This is a genomic window from Streptomyces sp. NPDC018610, assembly GCF_044391765.1.
Classification (GTDB): domain Bacteria; phylum Actinomycetota; class Actinomycetes; order Streptomycetales; family Streptomycetaceae; genus Streptomyces.
Genome location: NZ_JBISAL010000016.1, coordinates 53,876 through 70,667, shown reverse-complemented (window position 1 = coordinate 70,667; position 16,792 = coordinate 53,876). Strand labels below are relative to the sequence as shown.

The following is a 16,792-nucleotide window of genomic DNA, read 5'->3' as shown; positions in this document are numbered from 1 at the left end:
TTCAAGGTAAGAATCTGACTAAAGCGTTGCCAAGTCGTGGGTGTACAAAAAGCCCCATAGCACAGCAAAGGCCTGCCGTTTCTGCACAGAAGCGCGCCATCACCCTCATGTGTGACAGCCAGCACAGGCGACGGGTAAAGACCTCATCAAATAGTTTGTGATACGGTTCACGAGAACCCGGATAGAGCCGAGAACCCAAGCAAGAGGGTCCCTTGGTGCTGAAGTTCCTCAGGCCGGCCCGGGACTACGCTCGTCCATGACGACACCCCTGCCCCCCTGCGAAAGCGGAGTTGCCGCCATGCCCTCCAATGACGTCCGGAACCTACTGCACACCGCCGTGCCCACCGCGGCCGCCGGTGTGGTCGCGGTTGCGGTCAGCGGTGCGGTGGCCGGCGGCAAAGGGGCGCTCGGCGCTGCAGTCGGCGTACTGCTGACCCTTCTCTACATGGGGATCGGCCTGTACGTGCTGCAGTGGACGGCGAGGACGCTCCCGCAGCTCTTCCAGGCGATGGGCCTCATGCTGTACGTGGCCCAACTCCTGCTGCTCCTGATCTTCTTGGCCCTCTTCAAGGGCACCACGCTCTTCAGTGCGAGGGCCTTCGCGTTCTCGCTCGTCGCCGCGACCGTCGTGTGGATGGCCGCACAGATCCGCGCGCACATGACGTCCAAGATCTTCTACGTCGAACCGGACTCCGAGAAGAGTGACAAGCCCCAGAAGACAGGGCCGTCGACGTGAGGGGTAGGCCCGGGATAAAGGCATGCGAGATCTCCTGCTATCGTCCGGTGCCAACTGCGGCATCGCGGGCGCGGGCATCTGAGCTGACGCCTGCTCGATCGCGAGGCTCGATGCCCGCCCGCCGTCCCCACATCCGTAACACCAGTCCGGTGCCGACCCGCGGCTGCCCGCCGCGCCGACCCAACGAGGTTGCCGTACCCATGCGCCACGCTGAAGGAGCCCGCGGTGAGTGCTGAACAGACCACGCTCGCCTTCGACTGGAGTTGCCGCGTCTTCGCCGACAACGGCTGCGGCTTTCCGTCGCCGGGCCTCCACTCCTTCCTGTTCCAGCCGATGTTCACGGTCGGCGGCTACGACTTCAACAAGCCGATGCTGCTCGCCATCATCACGACCGTGGTCGTGATCGGCTTCTTCTGGGCCGCGTTCGGCAAGGCCAAGGTGATCCCGGGCAAGCTGCAGATGGTCGGTGAGGCGGGGTACGACTTCGTCCGCCGCGGCATCGTCTACGAGACGCTCGGCAAGCGTGAGGGCGACAAGTACGTCCCGCTCATGGTCTCGCTGTTCTTCTTCGTCTGGATCCTGAACCTGTGGTCGGTCATCCCGGTCGCACAGTTCCCGGTGACGTCGATCATCGCCTTCCCGGCCGGTCTGGCCCTGGTGGTCTACCTGACCTGGCTGATCCTGACCTTCCGCAAGCACGGCTTCGTCGGCGGTCTGAAGAACATCACCGGCTACGACAAGTCCCTCGGCTGGGTTCTCCCGCTCGTCATGCTGATCGAGTTCTTCTCGAACATCTTCGTGCGGCCCTTCACCCACGCCGTCCGACTCTTCGGCAACATGTTCGCCGGCCACCTCCTGCTCGTGATGTTCACGGTCGCGAGCTGGTACCTCATGAACGGCTGGCTGGCCCCGGCCGGCGTGGTCTCGTTCGTGATGGCCTGCCTCATGATCATGTTCGAGCTCTTCGTCCAGGCCGTCCAGGCATACGTGTTCGTCCTGCTGGCCTGCACCTACGTTCAGGGCGCTCTCGCCGAGCACCACTGAGCAAGCCCGAAACGCCCCCAACAGACGTCCGGTGGCCAACCCCCACCGGTCCTTGAAAGAGAAGGAAGAATCAGCATGGCTGCCACTGAGACCCTTGCCGCCGTCACCGGCTCCATCGCCTCCGTCGGCTACGGCCTCGCCGCCATCGGTCCCGGCATCGGCATCGGCATCATCTTCGGCAACGGCACCCAGGCGCTCGCCCGCCAGCCCGAGGCCGCCGGCCTGATCCGTGCCAACCAGATCCTGGGCTTCGTCTTCTGTGAGGCGCTCGCCCTCATCGGCATCGTCATGCCGTTCGTTTACACCTACAAGTAAACCGACGGCGGACGACCCCACCCTTAGGGAAAGGCACTGATGACATGCAGCTGACACAGCAGATGGTGCAGCTGGCGGAGGAGGGTTCGCAGAACCCCCTCATCCCGCCGGGCCCCGAGCTGGTCATCGGCCTCGTCACCTTCGCCATCGTCTTCTTCGTCCTCGCGAAGAAGCTCCTGCCGAACATCAACAAGGTTCTGGAGGAGCGCCGCTCGGCGATCGAAGGCGGCATCGAAGAGGCCGAGGCCATGAAGGTCGAGGCCCAGAGCGTCCTCGAGCAGTACAAGGCCCAGCTGGCCGAAGCCCGGCACGAGGCCGCGCGCCTGCGCCAGGAGGCGCAGGAGCAGGGTGCGACGCTCATCGCCGAGATGCGGGCCGAGGGCCAGCGTCAGCGCGAGGAGATCGTCGCCGCTGGTCACGCCCAGATCGACGCCGACCGCAAGGCCGCCTCGTCCGCGCTGCGCCAGGACGTCGGCAAGCTCGCCACCGAGCTGGCCGGCAAGCTCGTCGGCGAGTCCCTCGAGGACCACGCCCGGCAGAGCCGCGTGATCGACCGCTTCCTCGACGAGCTCGAGGAGAAGGCCGAGGCCGCGCGATGAACGGAGCGAGCCGCGAGGCCCTGACCTCCGCACGTGAGCGTCTCGACGCGCTGACGGACTCCACGTCCGCCGACGCCGCGCGGCTCGCCGACGAGCTGGCTGCCGTCACCGCGCTGCTCCACCGCGAGACCGGCCTGCGTCGGGTCCTGACCGACCCGGCACAGTCCGGCGAGGCCAAGGCAGCGCTGGTCCAGCGCCTGCTCGGCACCCAGGTCGGCGGCGCGACCGCGGACCTGGTGTCCGGCATGGTCCGCTCGCGCTGGTCGCAGTCGCGGGACCTGGTGGACGCGCTGGAGGAGCTGGCGAACCTCGCCGACCTCACCACCGCCCAGCGGCGGGGCGCGCTCGACGAGGTCGAGGACGAGCTGTTCCGCTTCGGCCGGATCATCTCCTCCAGCACCGAGCTGCGCGCCGCGCTGACCGACCGGGCCGCCGGCGCCTCGGCCAAGGCCGAGCTGCTGCACAGCCTGCTCGGCGGCCGGGCCAACCGGATCACCGAGCGTCTGGTGACGCGCCTTGTGACCGCGCCGCGGGGACGTAGCCTGGAAGCGGGACTGGAGTCCCTGTCCAAGCTCGCCGCCGACCGCCGGGGCCGCATGGTCGCCGTCGTCACCTCGGCGGTGCCGCTGAGCGACACCCAGAAGCGACGCCTCGGCGCCGCCCTCGGCAAGCTCTACGGCCGTCAGATGCACCTCAACCTCGACGTGGACCCCGAGCTCGTCGGCGGGATCCGGGTGCAGGTCGGTGACGAGATCATCAACGGCTCCCTCGCGGACCGGCTCGACGACGCCGCCCGCCGCATGGCGAGCTAGCAGCAACTCAACACGCAAGACGTACACGACGGCCCTGGTTGGGCCGTGCAGAGGATTCACCTCTTATTGGGGGGAGTCCCGAACTCGTGGAACACCCCCCAAGTGAAACTTCGGGCCCAACAAGGAGAGCAGGGAACCCAGATGGCGGAGCTCACGATCCGGCCGGAGGAGATCCGGGACGCGCTGGAGAACTTCGTCCAGTCGTACAAGCCGGACGCGGCCTCGCGCGAGGAGGTCGGTACGGTCACCCTTGCCGGCGACGGCATCGCGAAGGTCGAGGGCCTGCCCTCGGCCATGGCCAACGAGCTGCTGAAGTTCGAGGACGGCACCCTCGGCCTCGCCCTCAACCTCGAGGAGCGAGAGATCGGTGCCATCGTCCTCGGTGAGTTCAGCGGCGTCGAGGAGGGCCAGCCGGTCACCCGCACCGGCGAGGTCCTGTCGGTCGCCGTGGGCGAGGGCTACCTCGGCCGCGTCGTCGACCCCCTCGGCAACCCGATCGACGGCCTCGGCGAGATCGAGACCGACAGCCGCCGCGCCCTCGAGCTGCAGGCCCCCACGGTCATGCAGCGCAAGTCGGTGCACGAGCCGATGGAGACCGGGTACAAGGCCGTCGACGCCATGACCCCGATCGGCCGCGGCCAGCGCCAGCTGATCATCGGCGACCGCCAGACCGGCAAGACCGCCCTGGCCGTCGACACGATCATCAACCAGCGCGACAACTGGCGCACCGGCGACCCGAACAAGCAGGTCCGCTGCATCTACGTCGCCATCGGCCAGAAGGGCTCCACCATCGCGTCGGTCCGCCGCGCGCTGGAGGAGAACGGCGCGCTGGAGTACACGACCATCGTCGCCGCCCCGGCGTCCGACCCGGCCGGCTTCAAGTACCTGGCGCCCTACACCGGTTCCGCCATCGGCCAGCACTGGATGTACCAGGGCAAGCACGTCCTGATCATCTTCGACGACCTGTCGAAGCAGGCCGACGCCTACCGCGCCGTGTCGCTGCTGCTGCGCCGCCCGCCGGGCCGCGAGGCCTACCCCGGCGACGTCTTCTACCTGCACTCCCGTCTGCTGGAGCGCTGCGCCAAGCTCTCCGACGACATGGGCGCCGGTTCGATGACCGGTCTGCCGATCGTCGAGACCAAGGCCAACGACGTGTCGGCGTTCATCCCGACCAACGTCATCTCCATCACCGACGGCCAGTGCTTCCTGGAGTCGGACCTGTTCAACGCCGGTCAGCGCCCCGCGCTGAACGTCGGTATCTCGGTCTCCCGAGTCGGCGGCAGCGCCCAGCACAAGGCGATGCGCCAGGTCTCCGGCCGTCTGCGCGTGGACCTCGCCCAGTTCCGTGAGCTCGAGGCGTTCGCCGCCTTCGGTTCCGACCTGGACGCGGCCTCCAAGGCCCAGCTGGAGCGCGGTCAGCGCATGGTCGAGCTGCTGAAGCAGAACCAGTACCAGCCGATGGCCACCGAGGACCAGGTCGTCTCCGTGTGGGCCGGCACCAACGGCAGGATGGACGAGGTGCCCGTCGCCGACATCCGCCGCTTCGAGAAGGAGCTCCTCGAGTACCTGCACCGCAAGGAGCAGGGCCTGATGACCTCCATCAAGGAGGGCGCCAAGATGTCGAACGACACGATCCAGGCGATCGACGACGCCGTCGCCGAGTTCAAGAAGCAGTTCGAGACCTCGGACGGCAAGCTGCTCGGCGAGGACACTCCGGCCGCTGCCGCCAAGTGACGTAAGGAAGGGACCTGACTCATGGGAGCCCAGCTCCGGGTCTACAAGCGTCGCATCCGATCCGTCACCGCGACCAAGAAGATCACCAAGGCGATGGAGATGATCGCCGCCTCGCGCGTCGTCAAGGCGCAGCGCAAGGTGGCGGCCTCCACGCCGTACGCGGAGGAACTGACCCGCGCGGTCACGGCGGTCGGCACCGGTTCGAACACCAGGCACCCGCTGACCACGGAGGCGGACAACCCGACCCGCGCCGCGGTCCTGCTCCTCACGAGCGACCGCGGTCTGGCCGGCGCCTTCAACTCCAACGCCATCAAGGCCGCGGAGCAGCTGACCGAGCGCCTGGAGCGCGAGGGCAAGCAGGTCGACACGTACATCGTCGGCCGACGCGGTGTGGCCCACTACAACTTCCGCGAGCGCAAGGTCGCGGAGTCGTTCACGGGCTTCACCGACGAGCCGACGTACGCGGACGCCAAGAAGGTCGCGGCGCCGCTGATCGAGGCCATCGAGAAGGAGACGGCGGACGGCGGCGTGGACGAACTCCACATCGTCTACACCGAGTTCGTCTCGATGATGACGCAGACCGCGGTCGGCCCCCGACTGCTTCCGCTGCGTCTGGACGAGGTCGCGGCCGAGACGCGGAAGAAGGACGAGATTCTTCCGCTGTACGACTTCGAGCCCTCGGCGGAGGACGTCCTCGACGCCCTGCTGCCGCGCTACGTGGAGAGCCGCATCTACAACGCGCTGCTCCAGTCGGCCGCTTCGAAGCACGCCGCCACGCGGCGCGCGATGAAGTCGGCCACCGACAACGCGGGCGAGCTGATCAACACGCTCTCCCGTCTTGCCAACGCGGCCCGCCAGGCCGAAATCACCCAGGAAATCAGCGAGATCGTCGGTGGCGCGAGCGCCCTGGCCGACGCGACCGCGGGGAGTGACAACTAATGACCACCACTGTTGAGCCGACCGCTGCGGCGGGCGTGGCCACCGGCCGCGTCGCGCGGGTCATCGGCCCGGTCGTCGACGTGGAGTTCCCCGTCGACGCGATGCCGGACATCTACAACGCCCTGCACGTCGAGGTCGCCGACCCGGCGAACGAGGGCCAGCTCAAGACGCTGACCCTGGAGGTCGCCCAGCACCTGGGCGACGGCCTGGTCCGCACCATCTCCATGCAGCCCACCGACGGTCTGGTCCGCCAGGCCCCGGTCACCGACACCGGCGACGGCATCACCGTCCCGGTCGGCGACTTCACCAAGGGCAAGGTGTTCAACACCCTCGGTGAGGTGCTGAACGTCGACGAGTCCTACGACGGCGAGCGCTGGTCCATCCACCGCAAGGCCCCGAACTTCGACGAGCTCGAGTCGAAGACCGAGATGTTCGAGACCGGCGTCAAGGTCATCGACCTGCTGACCCCGTACGTCAAGGGCGGCAAGATCGGTCTGTTCGGCGGCGCCGGCGTCGGCAAGACGGTGCTCATCCAGGAGATGATCTACCGCGTCGCCAACAACCACGACGGTGTCTCCGTGTTCGCCGGCGTCGGTGAGCGCACCCGTGAGGGCAACGACCTCATCGAGGAGATGTCCGACTCGGGCGTCATCGACAAGACCGCGCTGGTCTTCGGCCAGATGGACGAGCCCCCGGGCACCCGTCTGCGCGTCGCGCTGGCCGGCCTCACCATGGCCGAGTACTTCCGCGACGTCCAGAAGCAGGACGTGCTGTTCTTCATCGACAACATCTTCCGCTTCACGCAGGCCGGCTCCGAGGTCTCCACGCTGCTCGGCCGTATGCCGTCCGCGGTGGGTTACCAGCCGAACCTGGCCGACGAGATGGGTCTCCTCCAGGAGCGCATCACCTCGACCCGCGGTCACTCGATCACCTCGATGCAGGCGATCTACGTCCCCGCCGACGACCTGACCGACCCGGCCCCGGCGACCACCTTCGCCCACCTCGACGCGACGACGGTTCTCTCCCGTCCGATCTCCGAGAAGGGCATCTACCCGGCCGTGGACCCGCTGGACTCGACGTCCCGGATCCTGGACCCGCGCTACATCGCGCAGGACCACTACAACGCGGCCATGCGCGTGAAGAACATCCTGCAGAAGTACAAGGACCTGCAGGACATCATCGCGATCCTCGGTATCGACGAGCTCGGCGAGGAGGACAAGCTCGTCGTCCACCGTGCCCGTCGCGTGGAGCGCTTCCTGTCCCAGAACACCCACGTCGCCAAGCAGTTCACCGGCGTGGACGGTTCGGACGTGCCGCTGGAGGAGTCGATCGCCGCGTTCAACGCGATCTGCGACGGCGAGTACGACCACTTCCCGGAGCAGGCGTTCTTCATGTGCGGTGGTCTCGAGGACCTGAAGAACAACGCCAAGGAGCTGGGCGTCTCCTGAGCATCGCGCTCGACGTGAGCCACCAGGCTCACACCTGAGGGGGCGGGGCGTCCCGCCCCCTCACCCACGCCCATCGCTGTATCCCCGGGGACGACCCCGGATCCCCGGCCCCGCCGGGGCGGGCCCCGGCACTTGGTGCCGGAAGGCCTACTAGACTTGTTTCCAACACCCGGTGACCCCACCGGGTGGTGACCCGAGGAGCCTCCCTTGGCTGCTGAGCTGCACGTCGAGCTGGTCGCCGCCGACCGGCAGGTCTGGTCCGGCGAGGCCACCCTGGTCGTCGCGCGCACCACGTCCGGCGACATCGGCGTCATGCCCGGTCACCAGCCGCTGCTCGGTGTGCTGGAGTCGGGCCCGGTGACCATCCGTACGAGTGAAGGTGCGACGGTCGTCGCCGCGGTCCACGGCGGCTTCGTCTCCTTCGCCGACAACAAGCTGTCGCTGCTGGCGGAGATCGCCGAACTCTCGGACGAGATCGACGTCCAGCGCGTGGAGCGCGAGCTCGAGCGGGCCAAGTCGGAGGGCGACGCCTCCGCCGAGCGCCGCGCGGACGTGCGTCTGCGGGCGGCGACGGCGGCGCGCTGAACCGAGCGCGGATGCGATGACGTCACTCAGCCGCGGCCGGTACCGGAGCAATCCGGAACCGGCCGCGGCTGAGGTGGATGTGGGTGTTTTTTCCGTTCCATTACCTAGGAGACGAGGAGGTCGGTGCCGATGGTCCTCGCTCTGACTGTGTGCGGAGTCGTGGTCGCGCTCGTGGTGGTGGGACTGTTCGTCTTCGGTCTGCGGCGCAGGCTCATCCAGCGTTCCGGCGGCACCTTCGACTGCAGCCTGCGCTGGGACGTGCCGCAGGCGTCCGACACCAGCGGCAAGGGCTGGAGCTACGGCGTCGCCCGCTACAACGGCGACCGCGTCGAGTGGTTCCGGGTCTTCTCCTACGCCCCGCGCCCGCGCCGCACCCTGGAGCGGGCGTCGATCGAGGTGGCCGGCCGCCGGCTGCCCGAGGGCGAGGAGGAACTCGCCCTGCTGTCCGACGCCGTGATCCTCACCTGTCTGCACCGGGGCACCCGCCTGGAGCTGGCCATGAGCGACGACGCGCTGACCGGCTTCCTCGCCTGGCTGGAGGCGGCCCCGCCCGGACAGAGGGTGAACGTCGCGTAGGACCCGCTGTGCACGCAGGTCGCGCTGTGCACGCAGGACCGCCACGCACGCAGGACCCGCCGTGCACGCAGGTCCCGCTGTGCACGAAGAAGCATGAAGAAGCACGAAGAAGCTCCCCCGGACGAGGTCCGGGGGAGCTTCGGTGTTTCTCGGGGGCGGGCCGTGCTTACGACAGACCGCTGCTGAGGGCGTTCACCAGCTCGCCGTCGCTGGTGTCACCGCTGAACTCCCAGAAGAAGGCGCCGCCGAGGCCCTGGCCGTTGGCCCAGGACATCTTCGACTTGATGGTCGACGGGGTGTCGTAGGACCACCAGTTGCTGCCGCAGTGGGCGTAGGCGGTGCCGGCGATGGTGCCGGTGACCGGGCAGCTGGCCTTGAGGACCTTGTAGTCCTCGATGCCGGCCTCGTAGGTGCCCGGCGCCGCGCCGGTCGCGGTGCCGCCGGGGGCGTCCTGGGTGACGCCGGTCCAGCCGCGGCCGTAGAAGCCGATGCCGATCAGCAGCTTCTTCGCGGGCACGCCCTGGGCCTTGTACTTCGCCATCGCGTCGGCGGTGGTGAAGCCGTCCTTCGGGATGCCGCTGTAGGAGGTGAGCGGGGAGTGCGGGGCGGTCGGGCCCTTCGCGTCCCAGGCGCCGAAGAAGTCGTACGTCATCACGTTGTACCAGTCGACGTACTGCGAGGCGCCGGCGTAGTCGGTGTGGTCGATCTTGCCGCCGGCCGAGCCGTCCGCCGAGGTGGCGGCGGTGATGAGCGCGGAGGAGCCGAACTTGGCGCGCAGCGCGGCCATCAGGTTCTTGAAGGCGTTAGGGCCGCTGGTGTCACAGGTGAGGCCGCAGTCGTTCGGGTACTCCCAGTCGATGTCGATGCCGTCGAAGACATCGGCCCAGCGCGGGTCGTGCACCAGGTCGTAACAGGACTGGGCGAAGGCGGCCGGGTTCTTGGCGGCGTCACCGAAGCCGCCGGACCAGGTCCAGCCGCCGAAGGACCACAGGATCTTGATGTTCGGGTACTTGGCCTTCAGCTCGCGCAGCTGGTTGAAGTTGCCGCGCAGCGGCTGGTCCCAGGTGTCGGCGACGCCGCTGACGGACTGGTCGGCGGTGAACGCCTTGTCGTAGTCGGCGTAGGAGTCGCCGATCGCGCACTTGCCGCCGGTCACGTTGCCGAAGGCGTAGTTGATGTGCGTGATCTTGGCCGCGGAGCCGGACGTCACCAGGTTCTTGACGTTGTAGTTGCGGCCGTAGATGCCCCACTCGGTGAAGTAGCCGAGCTTGACCTTGCCGCCGGTGGGCGGGGGAGTGGTGCCGCCGCCTCCGGTGGTGTGCACGGCGACGGAGCCGCTGACCGGGCCGGTCTGGTCGGCGGTGTCGCGCGCCTGCACGCTGTAGGAGTAGTCGCTGCCGGCGGTCAGGCCGCTGTCCGTGTACGAGGTCGTCGTCACGGTCGCGATCTTCTTGCCGTCGCGCAGGACGTCGTAGTTCTTGACGCCCTTGTCGTCGGTGGCCGCGCTCCAGGAGAGCTTCACCGAGGTGTCGGTGACGCCGGAGGCGGTCGGGGCGCCCGGCGCGGAGGGCGGGTTGTCACCGGGGACGCTGGGGCCGCCGTCGCAGCTGCCGCCGTTGAGCGTGCAGCCGGACGGGGAGCCGGAGCCGGTGCCGTTGAAGCCGAAGGAGACCGACGCACCCGGGGCGATGCTGCCGTTCCAGCCGACGTTCTTGGCGGTCCAGTGGTTGCCGGAGTTGGTGACCGTGGCGTCCCAGGCGGAGGTGACCTTGGTGTCGGAGGGGTAGTCCCACTCCACCGTCCAGGAGCTGATCGCCGAGGTGCCGGTGTTCTTGACGGTCCAGGAACCGCCGAAGCCGCCGCCCCAGTCGCTGGTCTTGGTGAAGGTGGCGGTGGCCGTGGACGCCGTGGCCGCCGCGTGGGCGGGGCCGGTGAGCGCGACCAGTCCTGCCATGGGGAGCAACAGGGTCGCGAACCCTGCCGCGGCTCTGTGTCGCAAGCGCATGCTGCGCCTCCCTTGTCGGGGGATGATTGTCAGGGGCATGACTGAGCCTCCATGCCCGCGGTGCTGCGAGAGTAGAAAGGTCTGGACCAGAGGTCAATAGGTCTGGACCACTCGCAGTCGCATCGGCCGGATCCCCAACTCCTGCCCCGACACGGCGCCTTGCGGCCGCGCGTACGGCCCCGCGATCCCTTGGCGGGGCGGCTGACGTGCGCTTTCGATACCGCCCGCACCACCGCCCGCCCACAGGGCGCATCCGATGCCGGAACGGTTCCTCACGGGGGCGCGAGAAGACCTCGCGCCCCCGTCGCCTTCGGGGCCGGCGGGGCCGGTCGTGCCCCCGGCGGAGGATCAGCCGCGCTCCCCGCCCGGCACCCACAGGACGTCGCCGGTCTCCTTGTTCGCCGTGCGCGCGAGAATGAACAGCAGGTCCGACAGGCGGTTGAGGTAGGTCGCGGTGAGGGGGTTCATCGCCTCGCCGTGCGCCTCCAGCGCGGCCCAGGTCGAGCGCTCGGCGCGGCGGACCACCGTGCACGCCTGGTGCAGCAGGGCCGCGCCCGGGGTGCCGCCGGGCAGGATGAACGAGCGGAGCTTGTCCAGCTCGGCGTTGAAGCGGTCGCAGTCCGCCTCCAGCCGGTCGATGTAGAACTGCTCGACCCTGAGCGGCGGGAACTCGGGATTCTCCACCACCGGCGTGGACAGGTCCGCGCCCACGTCGAACAGGTCGTTCTGCACACGGGTGAGGACCTTGACGATCGGTGCGTCCAGGCCGCCGAGCGCGATCGCCGTGCCGATCACCGCGTTCGCCTCGTTGGCGTCGGCGTACGCCGAGATCCGCAGATCGGTCTTGGCGACCCGGCTCATGTCGCCGAGGGCGGTGGTGCCCTTGTCCCCGGTCCTGGTGTAGATGCGCGTGAGGTTGACCATACGGTCAGCCTAGTGAGGGCCCGGCCGTGCGGAGGGCAGGTGTGCCGCCTGTCACGGACGGCGTCGGTGGGAGGCCGGGCGCGGCGGTGCGGGAGGGGCGGACGGGCCGCCCGTGCGCAATGCCTGACGCCCGCTCAGATCGGTCGCACACGCGGGTCGTCACGGCCGTCGCCGGCCGGGGTACGGTCAAGGCGCGCGATCCGCGCGAAACATCACGAGAGGTGCCGGAACTCCTCGACCGCATCGAGGACGTGTTGAGCGAAAAGACGCCCAACTACGCCGTCCGGGGCGCGCAGTGACCCCTGCCGGTGTGATGTCCGTCATCTGAGACGTGACGCGCGTTACTTACCGGTCACACAGCGCCGTACGAGCGCTAGGGTCCGCTCAGGAGTCGTACGAGAACAGCGTGTAAGCCGTACCGCGGTCACCCGCCGGTCGCTCGCGCAGTCGTTCACCAGTTCCTTCACAAGGGGAGTCGTCAGTGGCACGGAAGCTCGCCGTCATCGGAGCCGGCCTCATGGGATCCGGCATTGCCCAGGTCTCCGCTCAGGCGGGCTGGGACGTCGTCCTGCGGGACGTCACCGACGAGGCACTCAGGCGTGGCACCGACGGCATCAAGGCCTCGTACGACAAGTTCGTCTCCAAGGGCAGGATGGCGGCGGACGACGCCGAGGCCGCCCTCGGCCGCATCACCGCCACCACCGACCTGGACGCCGCCGCGGACGCCGTCGTCGTCGTCGAGGCCGTCTTCGAGAAGCTCGAGGTCAAGCACGAGATCTTCCGCACCCTCGACAAGCTGGTGCGCGAGGACACGGTGCTCGCCTCCAACACCTCCGCCATCCCGATCACCAAGATCGCGGCCGTGACGGAGCGCCCGGAGCGGGTCGTCGGCGTGCACTTCTTCTCGCCGGTGCCGATGATGCAGCTCGTCGAACTCGTCCGCGGCTACAAGACCAGCGACCAGACCCTCGCCACCGCGCGGGAGTTCGCCGAGTCCGTCGGCAAGACCTGCATCGTCGTCAACCGCGACGTGGCCGGCTTCGTCACCACCCGCCTCATCTCCGCCCTGGTCGTCGAGGCGACCAAGCTGTACGAGTCCGGCGTGGCCAGCGCCGAGGACATCGACCTCGCCTGCAAGCTGGGCTTCGGCCACGCGATGGGCCCGCTCGCCACCGCGGACCTGACCGGCGTCGACATCCTGCTGCACGCCGCCGGCAACATCTACACCGAGACCCAGGACGAGAAGTTCGCCCCGCCGGAGCTGATGCGCCGGATGGTGGACGCCGGTGACATCGGGCGCAAGAGCGGGCAGGGCTTCTACAAGCACTGAGACCGCACGGGCGCTACCCGGATCACCCCTTGGGGTGAATTCGGTATCGGTTAGCCAACGAACAGCAACCGCACCGCCACTCACGCAGTCAGACGTTGCACAGCCAATCGTCACCACGGAGCACGCCACCGCATTCTCGGGGAGCGCATATGTACATCAGGGGCGACCACGCCGAGGTGGTCGTCGGGGGCCGCCTCGACGTCCGCAGCGCGGCGGACGCCCGTACGGTCCTGCACTCGGCCGTGGACGACGGCGTGGGCGACCTGGTCCTCGACCTCTCCGAACTCGACTCCTGGGACGCGACCGGACTCGGGGTGATCATGGGTGTCCACCGGCGGGCGGGCCGCTGCGGCCGGCGGCTGGTGCTGCGCGACGTGCCGCCGCAGATGCAGCGCCTGCTGGTGGCCACCCGGCTGCACCGCATCCTCGCCATCGAGGGCGGCATCGGAGTGGAGTCGCTGCCCCGCGTCTGAGGGCGGCCGGGTTCCGGGCCGCCGCGCACCCGGCGCGCCCGCCGATCCGGGCCGCCGCGCACCCGGCGCGCCCGCCGATCCGGGCCGCCGCGCACCCGGCGCGCCCGCCGATCCGCGTTGCGCGGGTGTGAACCGGGCGGTGCGGGAGACCCGGGCGCACGGCACCGAACCGCACGTCGCACGCAATCCTCACGAGACCGTGATGTCTCGGGCGGCGCGGTACCCCGGACTGTCGTGGATACTGTGCGAAGGTTTAGGGTTCGGTCGCCCGCTGCCCAGCAACCCTCGAGCGGGCCCGGACCAGAAGCGACAGCGCGGTGTGCAGCAAGGCCGGGAGGGTGGGCACGGTCACCGGACTCCCGTCCGCGTGCCCTGAGCACACGACGCTTTTGGGGGCTAGGAACCTGTGGAACCCATGGACCCGAACATCCGGGAGCCCGAGGACATGGCCCACGACGGCGACAGCGACGGCCACGCATCGGACCGGCGCCCGCCCAGGGACGCCCTCGCATCCGACTTCACCCCGCACGCGCCCGCCCTGGCCCGTACGGTGCGACTCGTCGCGGGTGACTTCCTGCTCACCGTCAACCCCGTCGACGGCAGCGAGATCGAGGCCTGCCCGCCCACCGAGCGCCCCGCCCGGCCCCGCCGGCGCACCGCCGCCGAGCGCGCCGAGGCCGACCGCGCGGCCCGGCCGCCCGTGCCGCCCGGCCCCGCCCCCGCCGCCGAATCGCTGGTGGACCGCCAGGACGAACGCGAGCGGCTGGTACGGCTGCTCGCCCGGGGCCGCTCCGTACGCCTGACCGGGCCGGGCGGCTCGGGCCGCACCAGCCTCCTCGACCTCGTCGCCGAGGACTGCGCCGATCTCGCCCCCGACGGCGTGGTCCGCCTCTGCGGTCACCACCGCAGCGCCGGCGAGCTGCTGTACGACCTCTTCCACGCCGTCCGCACCGCGCCCCGGCACCGCCCCGACCGCGACGAACTCCTCGAACACGTCCGTGAGATCGGCGCCGTCGTCGTCATCGACGACCTCGAGTTCGGCGGCAGCGCGCTCGACGAACTGCTCGACGCGACCCCCGAGTGCGCCTTCCTGTTGGCCGTCACCCCCGAAGTGCCCGCGCCGTCCGCCGAGTCCGGGGTCGAAGAGGTGGTCCTCGGCGGCCTCGACCGCGCCGGTGGCGTCGAGGTCATCGAGCGCGGCGTCGGCCGTGTCCTCACCGAGGAGGAGACCAACTGGGCCGGCGACCTCTGGTTCGAGTCCGAGGGACTGCCCCTGCGCTTCGTCCAGGCCGGCGCCCTGCTGCGCCAGCGCGACCGGCTGCGGGTCGGCACCAGCGCCGTCGAGGAGTTCGGCGTCTTCGAGGACGCGCCGCCCGAGGACGCCGTCATCGACGCCGTCGCCGACGACGTACCCCTGCCCTCGCTCGGCGACGCCGCCGCGCCCGCCCCGCTGCTCGCCTCCCGGCTCAGCGCCTCAGCGCGGGCCACCCTGCGGTTCGCCGTCGCGCTCGGCGGCGAGGTGCCCCACCAGGCCCACCTGCCCGCGCTGGTCGGCGACACCCACGCCGACGCCGCGCTCGGCGAGCTGGCGAGCTGCGGTCTGGTCTCGCCGGTCGGCGCCCGCTACCGGCTCGCCGCCGGAGTCCTCACCCAGCTGGAGGCCGCGGGCTACGGCGCCGACGCCGAGGAGCAGGCCCGCGCCGCGGCCCGGCACTACTCCTGGTGGGCCGGGCACCCCTCGGTCAGCCCCGAGCGGGTGAGCGCCGAGGCGGACGCCGTGCTCGCCGCGCTGGCGGTGCTGGTGGCGGCGACGCCGATCGGCGAGGACGAGGAGATCACCGCCGTCCAGCTCGCCCGCACGGCCGCGCCCGCGTTCGCCGCCGGGCTCAACTGGAGCGCCTGGGAGCGGGCGCTGCGCTTCGGCGCCGAGGCCTCCCGGCTCGCCGGCGAGGTCGCCGAGCAGGCCTACTTCCACCACGAGCTGGGCGTCCTCGCGCTCTGCGGCGGTCTGCTGGACCGGGCGCGCGCGGAGCTGGAGGCCTCCATCGGCCTGCGCGGCGCGCTCTCCGACAAGCGGGGCACCGTCGCCGGCCGCCGTGCCCTCGCGCTGGTCGCCGACCGCTCCGGGACCGCACCGGGGCTGCTCGCCCTGCCGGCCGGCTCCGGCGCGACGGCCGAGGAGGAGATGCCGGAGGTCCGCGCCGAGGAGCCGGTCCCGCCCTCCCGGGGCGTTCCCGCGCCCTTCCCGGCGCTCCAGCCGCCCGGCGGCGACAGCTCGGCGCTGGTCACCTACCAGCCCTCGGCCGCCGTACCGCCGTCCGTCCCCCGCACCCCGCCGTACTCCTCTTCGGGGGCCCCGGCCAAGCACCGGGTGGGGCTGAAGGGCCTGGCCCGGCGCAACCTGGTGGCGGCGGGCGCGGGCGCGCTGCTCGCGGCCGTCCTCGGCACGGTGGTGACGCTCGGCGCCACCTCCCACAACGACGCCAACGACCCGTCCGACAACGTGGGCGTCAACCCGTCCACCGGTCAGGACGCCGGCGACGGCGGTCTGGCCGACGTCCCGCAGAGCGACACCGGCGGCGGCAGCGGGGGCAGCGGCGGCGGCGACACCGGAACGGCGACCAGCCGCCCCACGGACCCGGGCCCCGACGGCACGTACGGCACGTCGGACGACCCGGCCTCCACGGGCGGCGCGGAGCCGTCGGAGAGCGTCGAACCGCCCGGCGGCGGCTCCTCGTCGTCGAAGTCGCCCAAGCCCTCGGGATCGACCGGTTCGTCGGCCGGCGGCACGGCCGGCGGCGCCGGGGGCTCCACGGGCGGGCACACCGGGGGCTCCACGGGCGGTCACACGGGAGGCTCCACCGGCGGCTCCACCGGGAGCACGGGCGGTGGCGGGAGCACCGGCGGCCCGGGAGGCACCGGGAGCACCGGGGGCTCTCCCACCGGCGGCGAGACGGGCGGCAGCCCGGAGCCGACCGGCGGCATGAGCGGCAGCCCGGACCCGACCGGAGGGGCCACGGGGGGCGCCGACGGCGGCACCGAGGGCGGGAGCGCCGGGGACACGGCCGGCGGCTCCACGTCGCCGACGTCCGGCGTCTCGGCGAGCATGGCGACGCCGAGCACATCCGTGAGCGGCGTCGCCCCGGACTCGCCCGGCCCGTCCGGCTCGACGGCCGCCTGAACGGCCCACCTCACCGGGCCCACGGCGGCCTCGCCGGGGACGCGAAGGGGCCGGGCCCGTCTTCCGACGGGCCCGGCCCCTTCGTCGTGCC

The 16,792-nt window shown here is 70.4% G+C and carries 15 protein-coding genes; 13 read left to right on the top strand and 2 right to left on the bottom strand.

The window, feature by feature from the left end; translation table 11 throughout:
- Positions 1-298 precede the first annotated feature (298 nt).
- The 10 genes from ACH5A8_RS32545 to ACH5A8_RS32500 all read left to right on the top strand — a co-directional run bounded on the left by ACH5A8_RS32545 (position 299) and on the right by ACH5A8_RS32500 (position 8,788).
- Positions 299-736 carry a hypothetical protein gene (locus ACH5A8_RS32545; protein WP_399007603.1) on the top strand — a complete coding sequence of 146 codons (438 nt, stop codon included), beginning with the start codon at positions 299-301 and terminating at the stop codon, positions 734-736.
- A gap of 225 nt (positions 737-961) precedes the next feature.
- Positions 962-1,780, top strand: a complete 819-nt coding sequence (gene atpB / locus ACH5A8_RS32540) for a F0F1 ATP synthase subunit A (protein ID WP_399007602.1) — start codon at positions 962-964, stop codon at positions 1,778-1,780.
- A 75-nt stretch (positions 1,781-1,855) separates the two neighbouring features.
- Entirely contained in the window at positions 1,856-2,095 is a 240-nt protein-coding gene (atpE, locus tag ACH5A8_RS32535; protein ID WP_351250117.1) for an ATP synthase F0 subunit C, read from the top strand.
- A 44-nt stretch (positions 2,096-2,139) separates the two neighbouring features.
- Positions 2,140-2,694 (top strand): F0F1 ATP synthase subunit B, encoded by a 555-nt coding sequence (locus tag ACH5A8_RS32530; protein WP_399007601.1) that lies wholly within the window; start codon positions 2,140-2,142, stop codon positions 2,692-2,694.
- Complete coding sequence (locus tag ACH5A8_RS32525; protein ID WP_399007600.1) at positions 2,691-3,506, top strand: F0F1 ATP synthase subunit delta; 816 nt, start codon at positions 2,691-2,693, stop codon at positions 3,504-3,506. The genes ACH5A8_RS32530 and ACH5A8_RS32525 overlap by 4 nt, the downstream gene beginning before the upstream one ends.
- Before the next feature lie 141 nt (positions 3,507-3,647).
- Positions 3,648-5,240 carry a F0F1 ATP synthase subunit alpha gene (gene atpA / locus ACH5A8_RS32520; protein WP_399007599.1) on the top strand — a complete coding sequence of 531 codons (1,593 nt, stop codon included), beginning with the start codon at positions 3,648-3,650 and terminating at the stop codon, positions 5,238-5,240.
- 21 nt (positions 5,241-5,261) lie between these two features.
- The gene (locus ACH5A8_RS32515) at positions 5,262-6,179 is read left to right on the top strand and encodes a F0F1 ATP synthase subunit gamma (RefSeq protein WP_399007598.1); all 918 of its coding nucleotides are present in this window, start codon (positions 5,262-5,264) and stop codon (positions 6,177-6,179) included.
- Positions 6,179-7,627 (top strand): F0F1 ATP synthase subunit beta, encoded by a 1,449-nt coding sequence (gene atpD, locus ACH5A8_RS32510; protein WP_399007597.1) that lies wholly within the window; start codon positions 6,179-6,181, stop codon positions 7,625-7,627. Before ACH5A8_RS32515 ends, atpD begins: the two co-directional genes overlap by 1 nt.
- A gap of 207 nt (positions 7,628-7,834) precedes the next feature.
- Complete coding sequence (locus ACH5A8_RS32505; RefSeq protein WP_399007596.1) at positions 7,835-8,212, top strand: F0F1 ATP synthase subunit epsilon; 378 nt, start codon at positions 7,835-7,837, stop codon at positions 8,210-8,212.
- A gap of 129 nt (positions 8,213-8,341) precedes the next feature.
- On the top strand, positions 8,342-8,788 hold the full coding sequence (locus tag ACH5A8_RS32500; RefSeq protein WP_399007595.1) for a DUF2550 domain-containing protein: 447 nt from the start codon (positions 8,342-8,344) through the stop codon (positions 8,786-8,788).
- 166 nt (positions 8,789-8,954) lie between these two features.
- On the opposite strand, the gene ACH5A8_RS32495 is transcribed toward ACH5A8_RS32500, so the two are convergent.
- Entirely contained in the window at positions 8,955-10,793 is a 1,839-nt protein-coding gene (locus ACH5A8_RS32495) for a glycosyl hydrolase family 18 protein (RefSeq protein ID WP_399007594.1), read from the bottom strand.
- A gap of 348 nt (positions 10,794-11,141) precedes the next feature.
- Positions 11,142-11,717, bottom strand: coding sequence for a cob(I)yrinic acid a,c-diamide adenosyltransferase (locus ACH5A8_RS32490; RefSeq protein ID WP_399007593.1), 576 nt, complete (start codon positions 11,715-11,717; stop codon positions 11,142-11,144).
- Positions 11,718-12,198: 481 nt separating this feature from the next.
- Between ACH5A8_RS32490 and ACH5A8_RS32485 the strand changes: the two genes are divergently transcribed.
- The 3 genes from ACH5A8_RS32485 to ACH5A8_RS32475 all read left to right on the top strand — a co-directional run bounded on the left by ACH5A8_RS32485 (position 12,199) and on the right by ACH5A8_RS32475 (position 16,701).
- Positions 12,199-13,047: a 3-hydroxyacyl-CoA dehydrogenase family protein gene (locus ACH5A8_RS32485; RefSeq protein WP_399007592.1), complete on the top strand. Its 849-nt coding sequence runs from the start codon at positions 12,199-12,201 to the stop codon at positions 13,045-13,047.
- Between the two features lie 149 nt (positions 13,048-13,196).
- The gene (locus ACH5A8_RS32480) at positions 13,197-13,520 is read left to right on the top strand and encodes an STAS domain-containing protein (protein ID WP_086728999.1); all 324 of its coding nucleotides are present in this window, start codon (positions 13,197-13,199) and stop codon (positions 13,518-13,520) included.
- 415 nt (positions 13,521-13,935) lie between these two features.
- Complete coding sequence (locus ACH5A8_RS32475; RefSeq protein WP_399007591.1) at positions 13,936-16,701, top strand: ATP-binding protein; 2,766 nt, start codon at positions 13,936-13,938, stop codon at positions 16,699-16,701.
- Positions 16,702-16,792: the final 91 nt, after the last annotated feature.

Bases quoted from the DNA above. Each gene is read 5' to 3' on its own strand.
- ACH5A8_RS32500 (WP_399007595.1), top strand. From the start codon at position 8,342: ATGGTCCTCGCTCTGACTGTGTGCGGAGTCGTGGTCGCGCTCGTGGTG.
- ACH5A8_RS32495 (WP_399007594.1), bottom strand. From the start codon at position 10,793: ATGCGCTTGCGACACAGAGCCGCGGCAGGGTTCGCGACCCTGTTGCTC.
- atpE (WP_351250117.1), top strand. From the start codon at position 1,856: ATGGCTGCCACTGAGACCCTTGCCGCCGTCACCGGCTCCATCGCCTCC.
- ACH5A8_RS32475 (WP_399007591.1), top strand. From the start codon at position 13,936: ATGGACCCGAACATCCGGGAGCCCGAGGACATGGCCCACGACGGCGAC.
- ACH5A8_RS32515 (WP_399007598.1), top strand. From the start codon at position 5,262: ATGGGAGCCCAGCTCCGGGTCTACAAGCGTCGCATCCGATCCGTCACC.
- atpD (WP_399007597.1), top strand. From the start codon at position 6,179: ATGACCACCACTGTTGAGCCGACCGCTGCGGCGGGCGTGGCCACCGGC.
- ACH5A8_RS32480 (WP_086728999.1), top strand. From the start codon at position 13,197: ATGTACATCAGGGGCGACCACGCCGAGGTGGTCGTCGGGGGCCGCCTC.
- ACH5A8_RS32530 (WP_399007601.1), top strand. From the start codon at position 2,140: ATGCAGCTGACACAGCAGATGGTGCAGCTGGCGGAGGAGGGTTCGCAG.
- ACH5A8_RS32525 (WP_399007600.1), top strand. From the start codon at position 2,691: ATGAACGGAGCGAGCCGCGAGGCCCTGACCTCCGCACGTGAGCGTCTC.
- ACH5A8_RS32490 (WP_399007593.1), bottom strand. From the start codon at position 11,717: ATGGTCAACCTCACGCGCATCTACACCAGGACCGGGGACAAGGGCACC.
- ACH5A8_RS32545 (WP_399007603.1), top strand. From the start codon at position 299: ATGCCCTCCAATGACGTCCGGAACCTACTGCACACCGCCGTGCCCACC.
- atpA (WP_399007599.1), top strand. From the start codon at position 3,648: ATGGCGGAGCTCACGATCCGGCCGGAGGAGATCCGGGACGCGCTGGAG.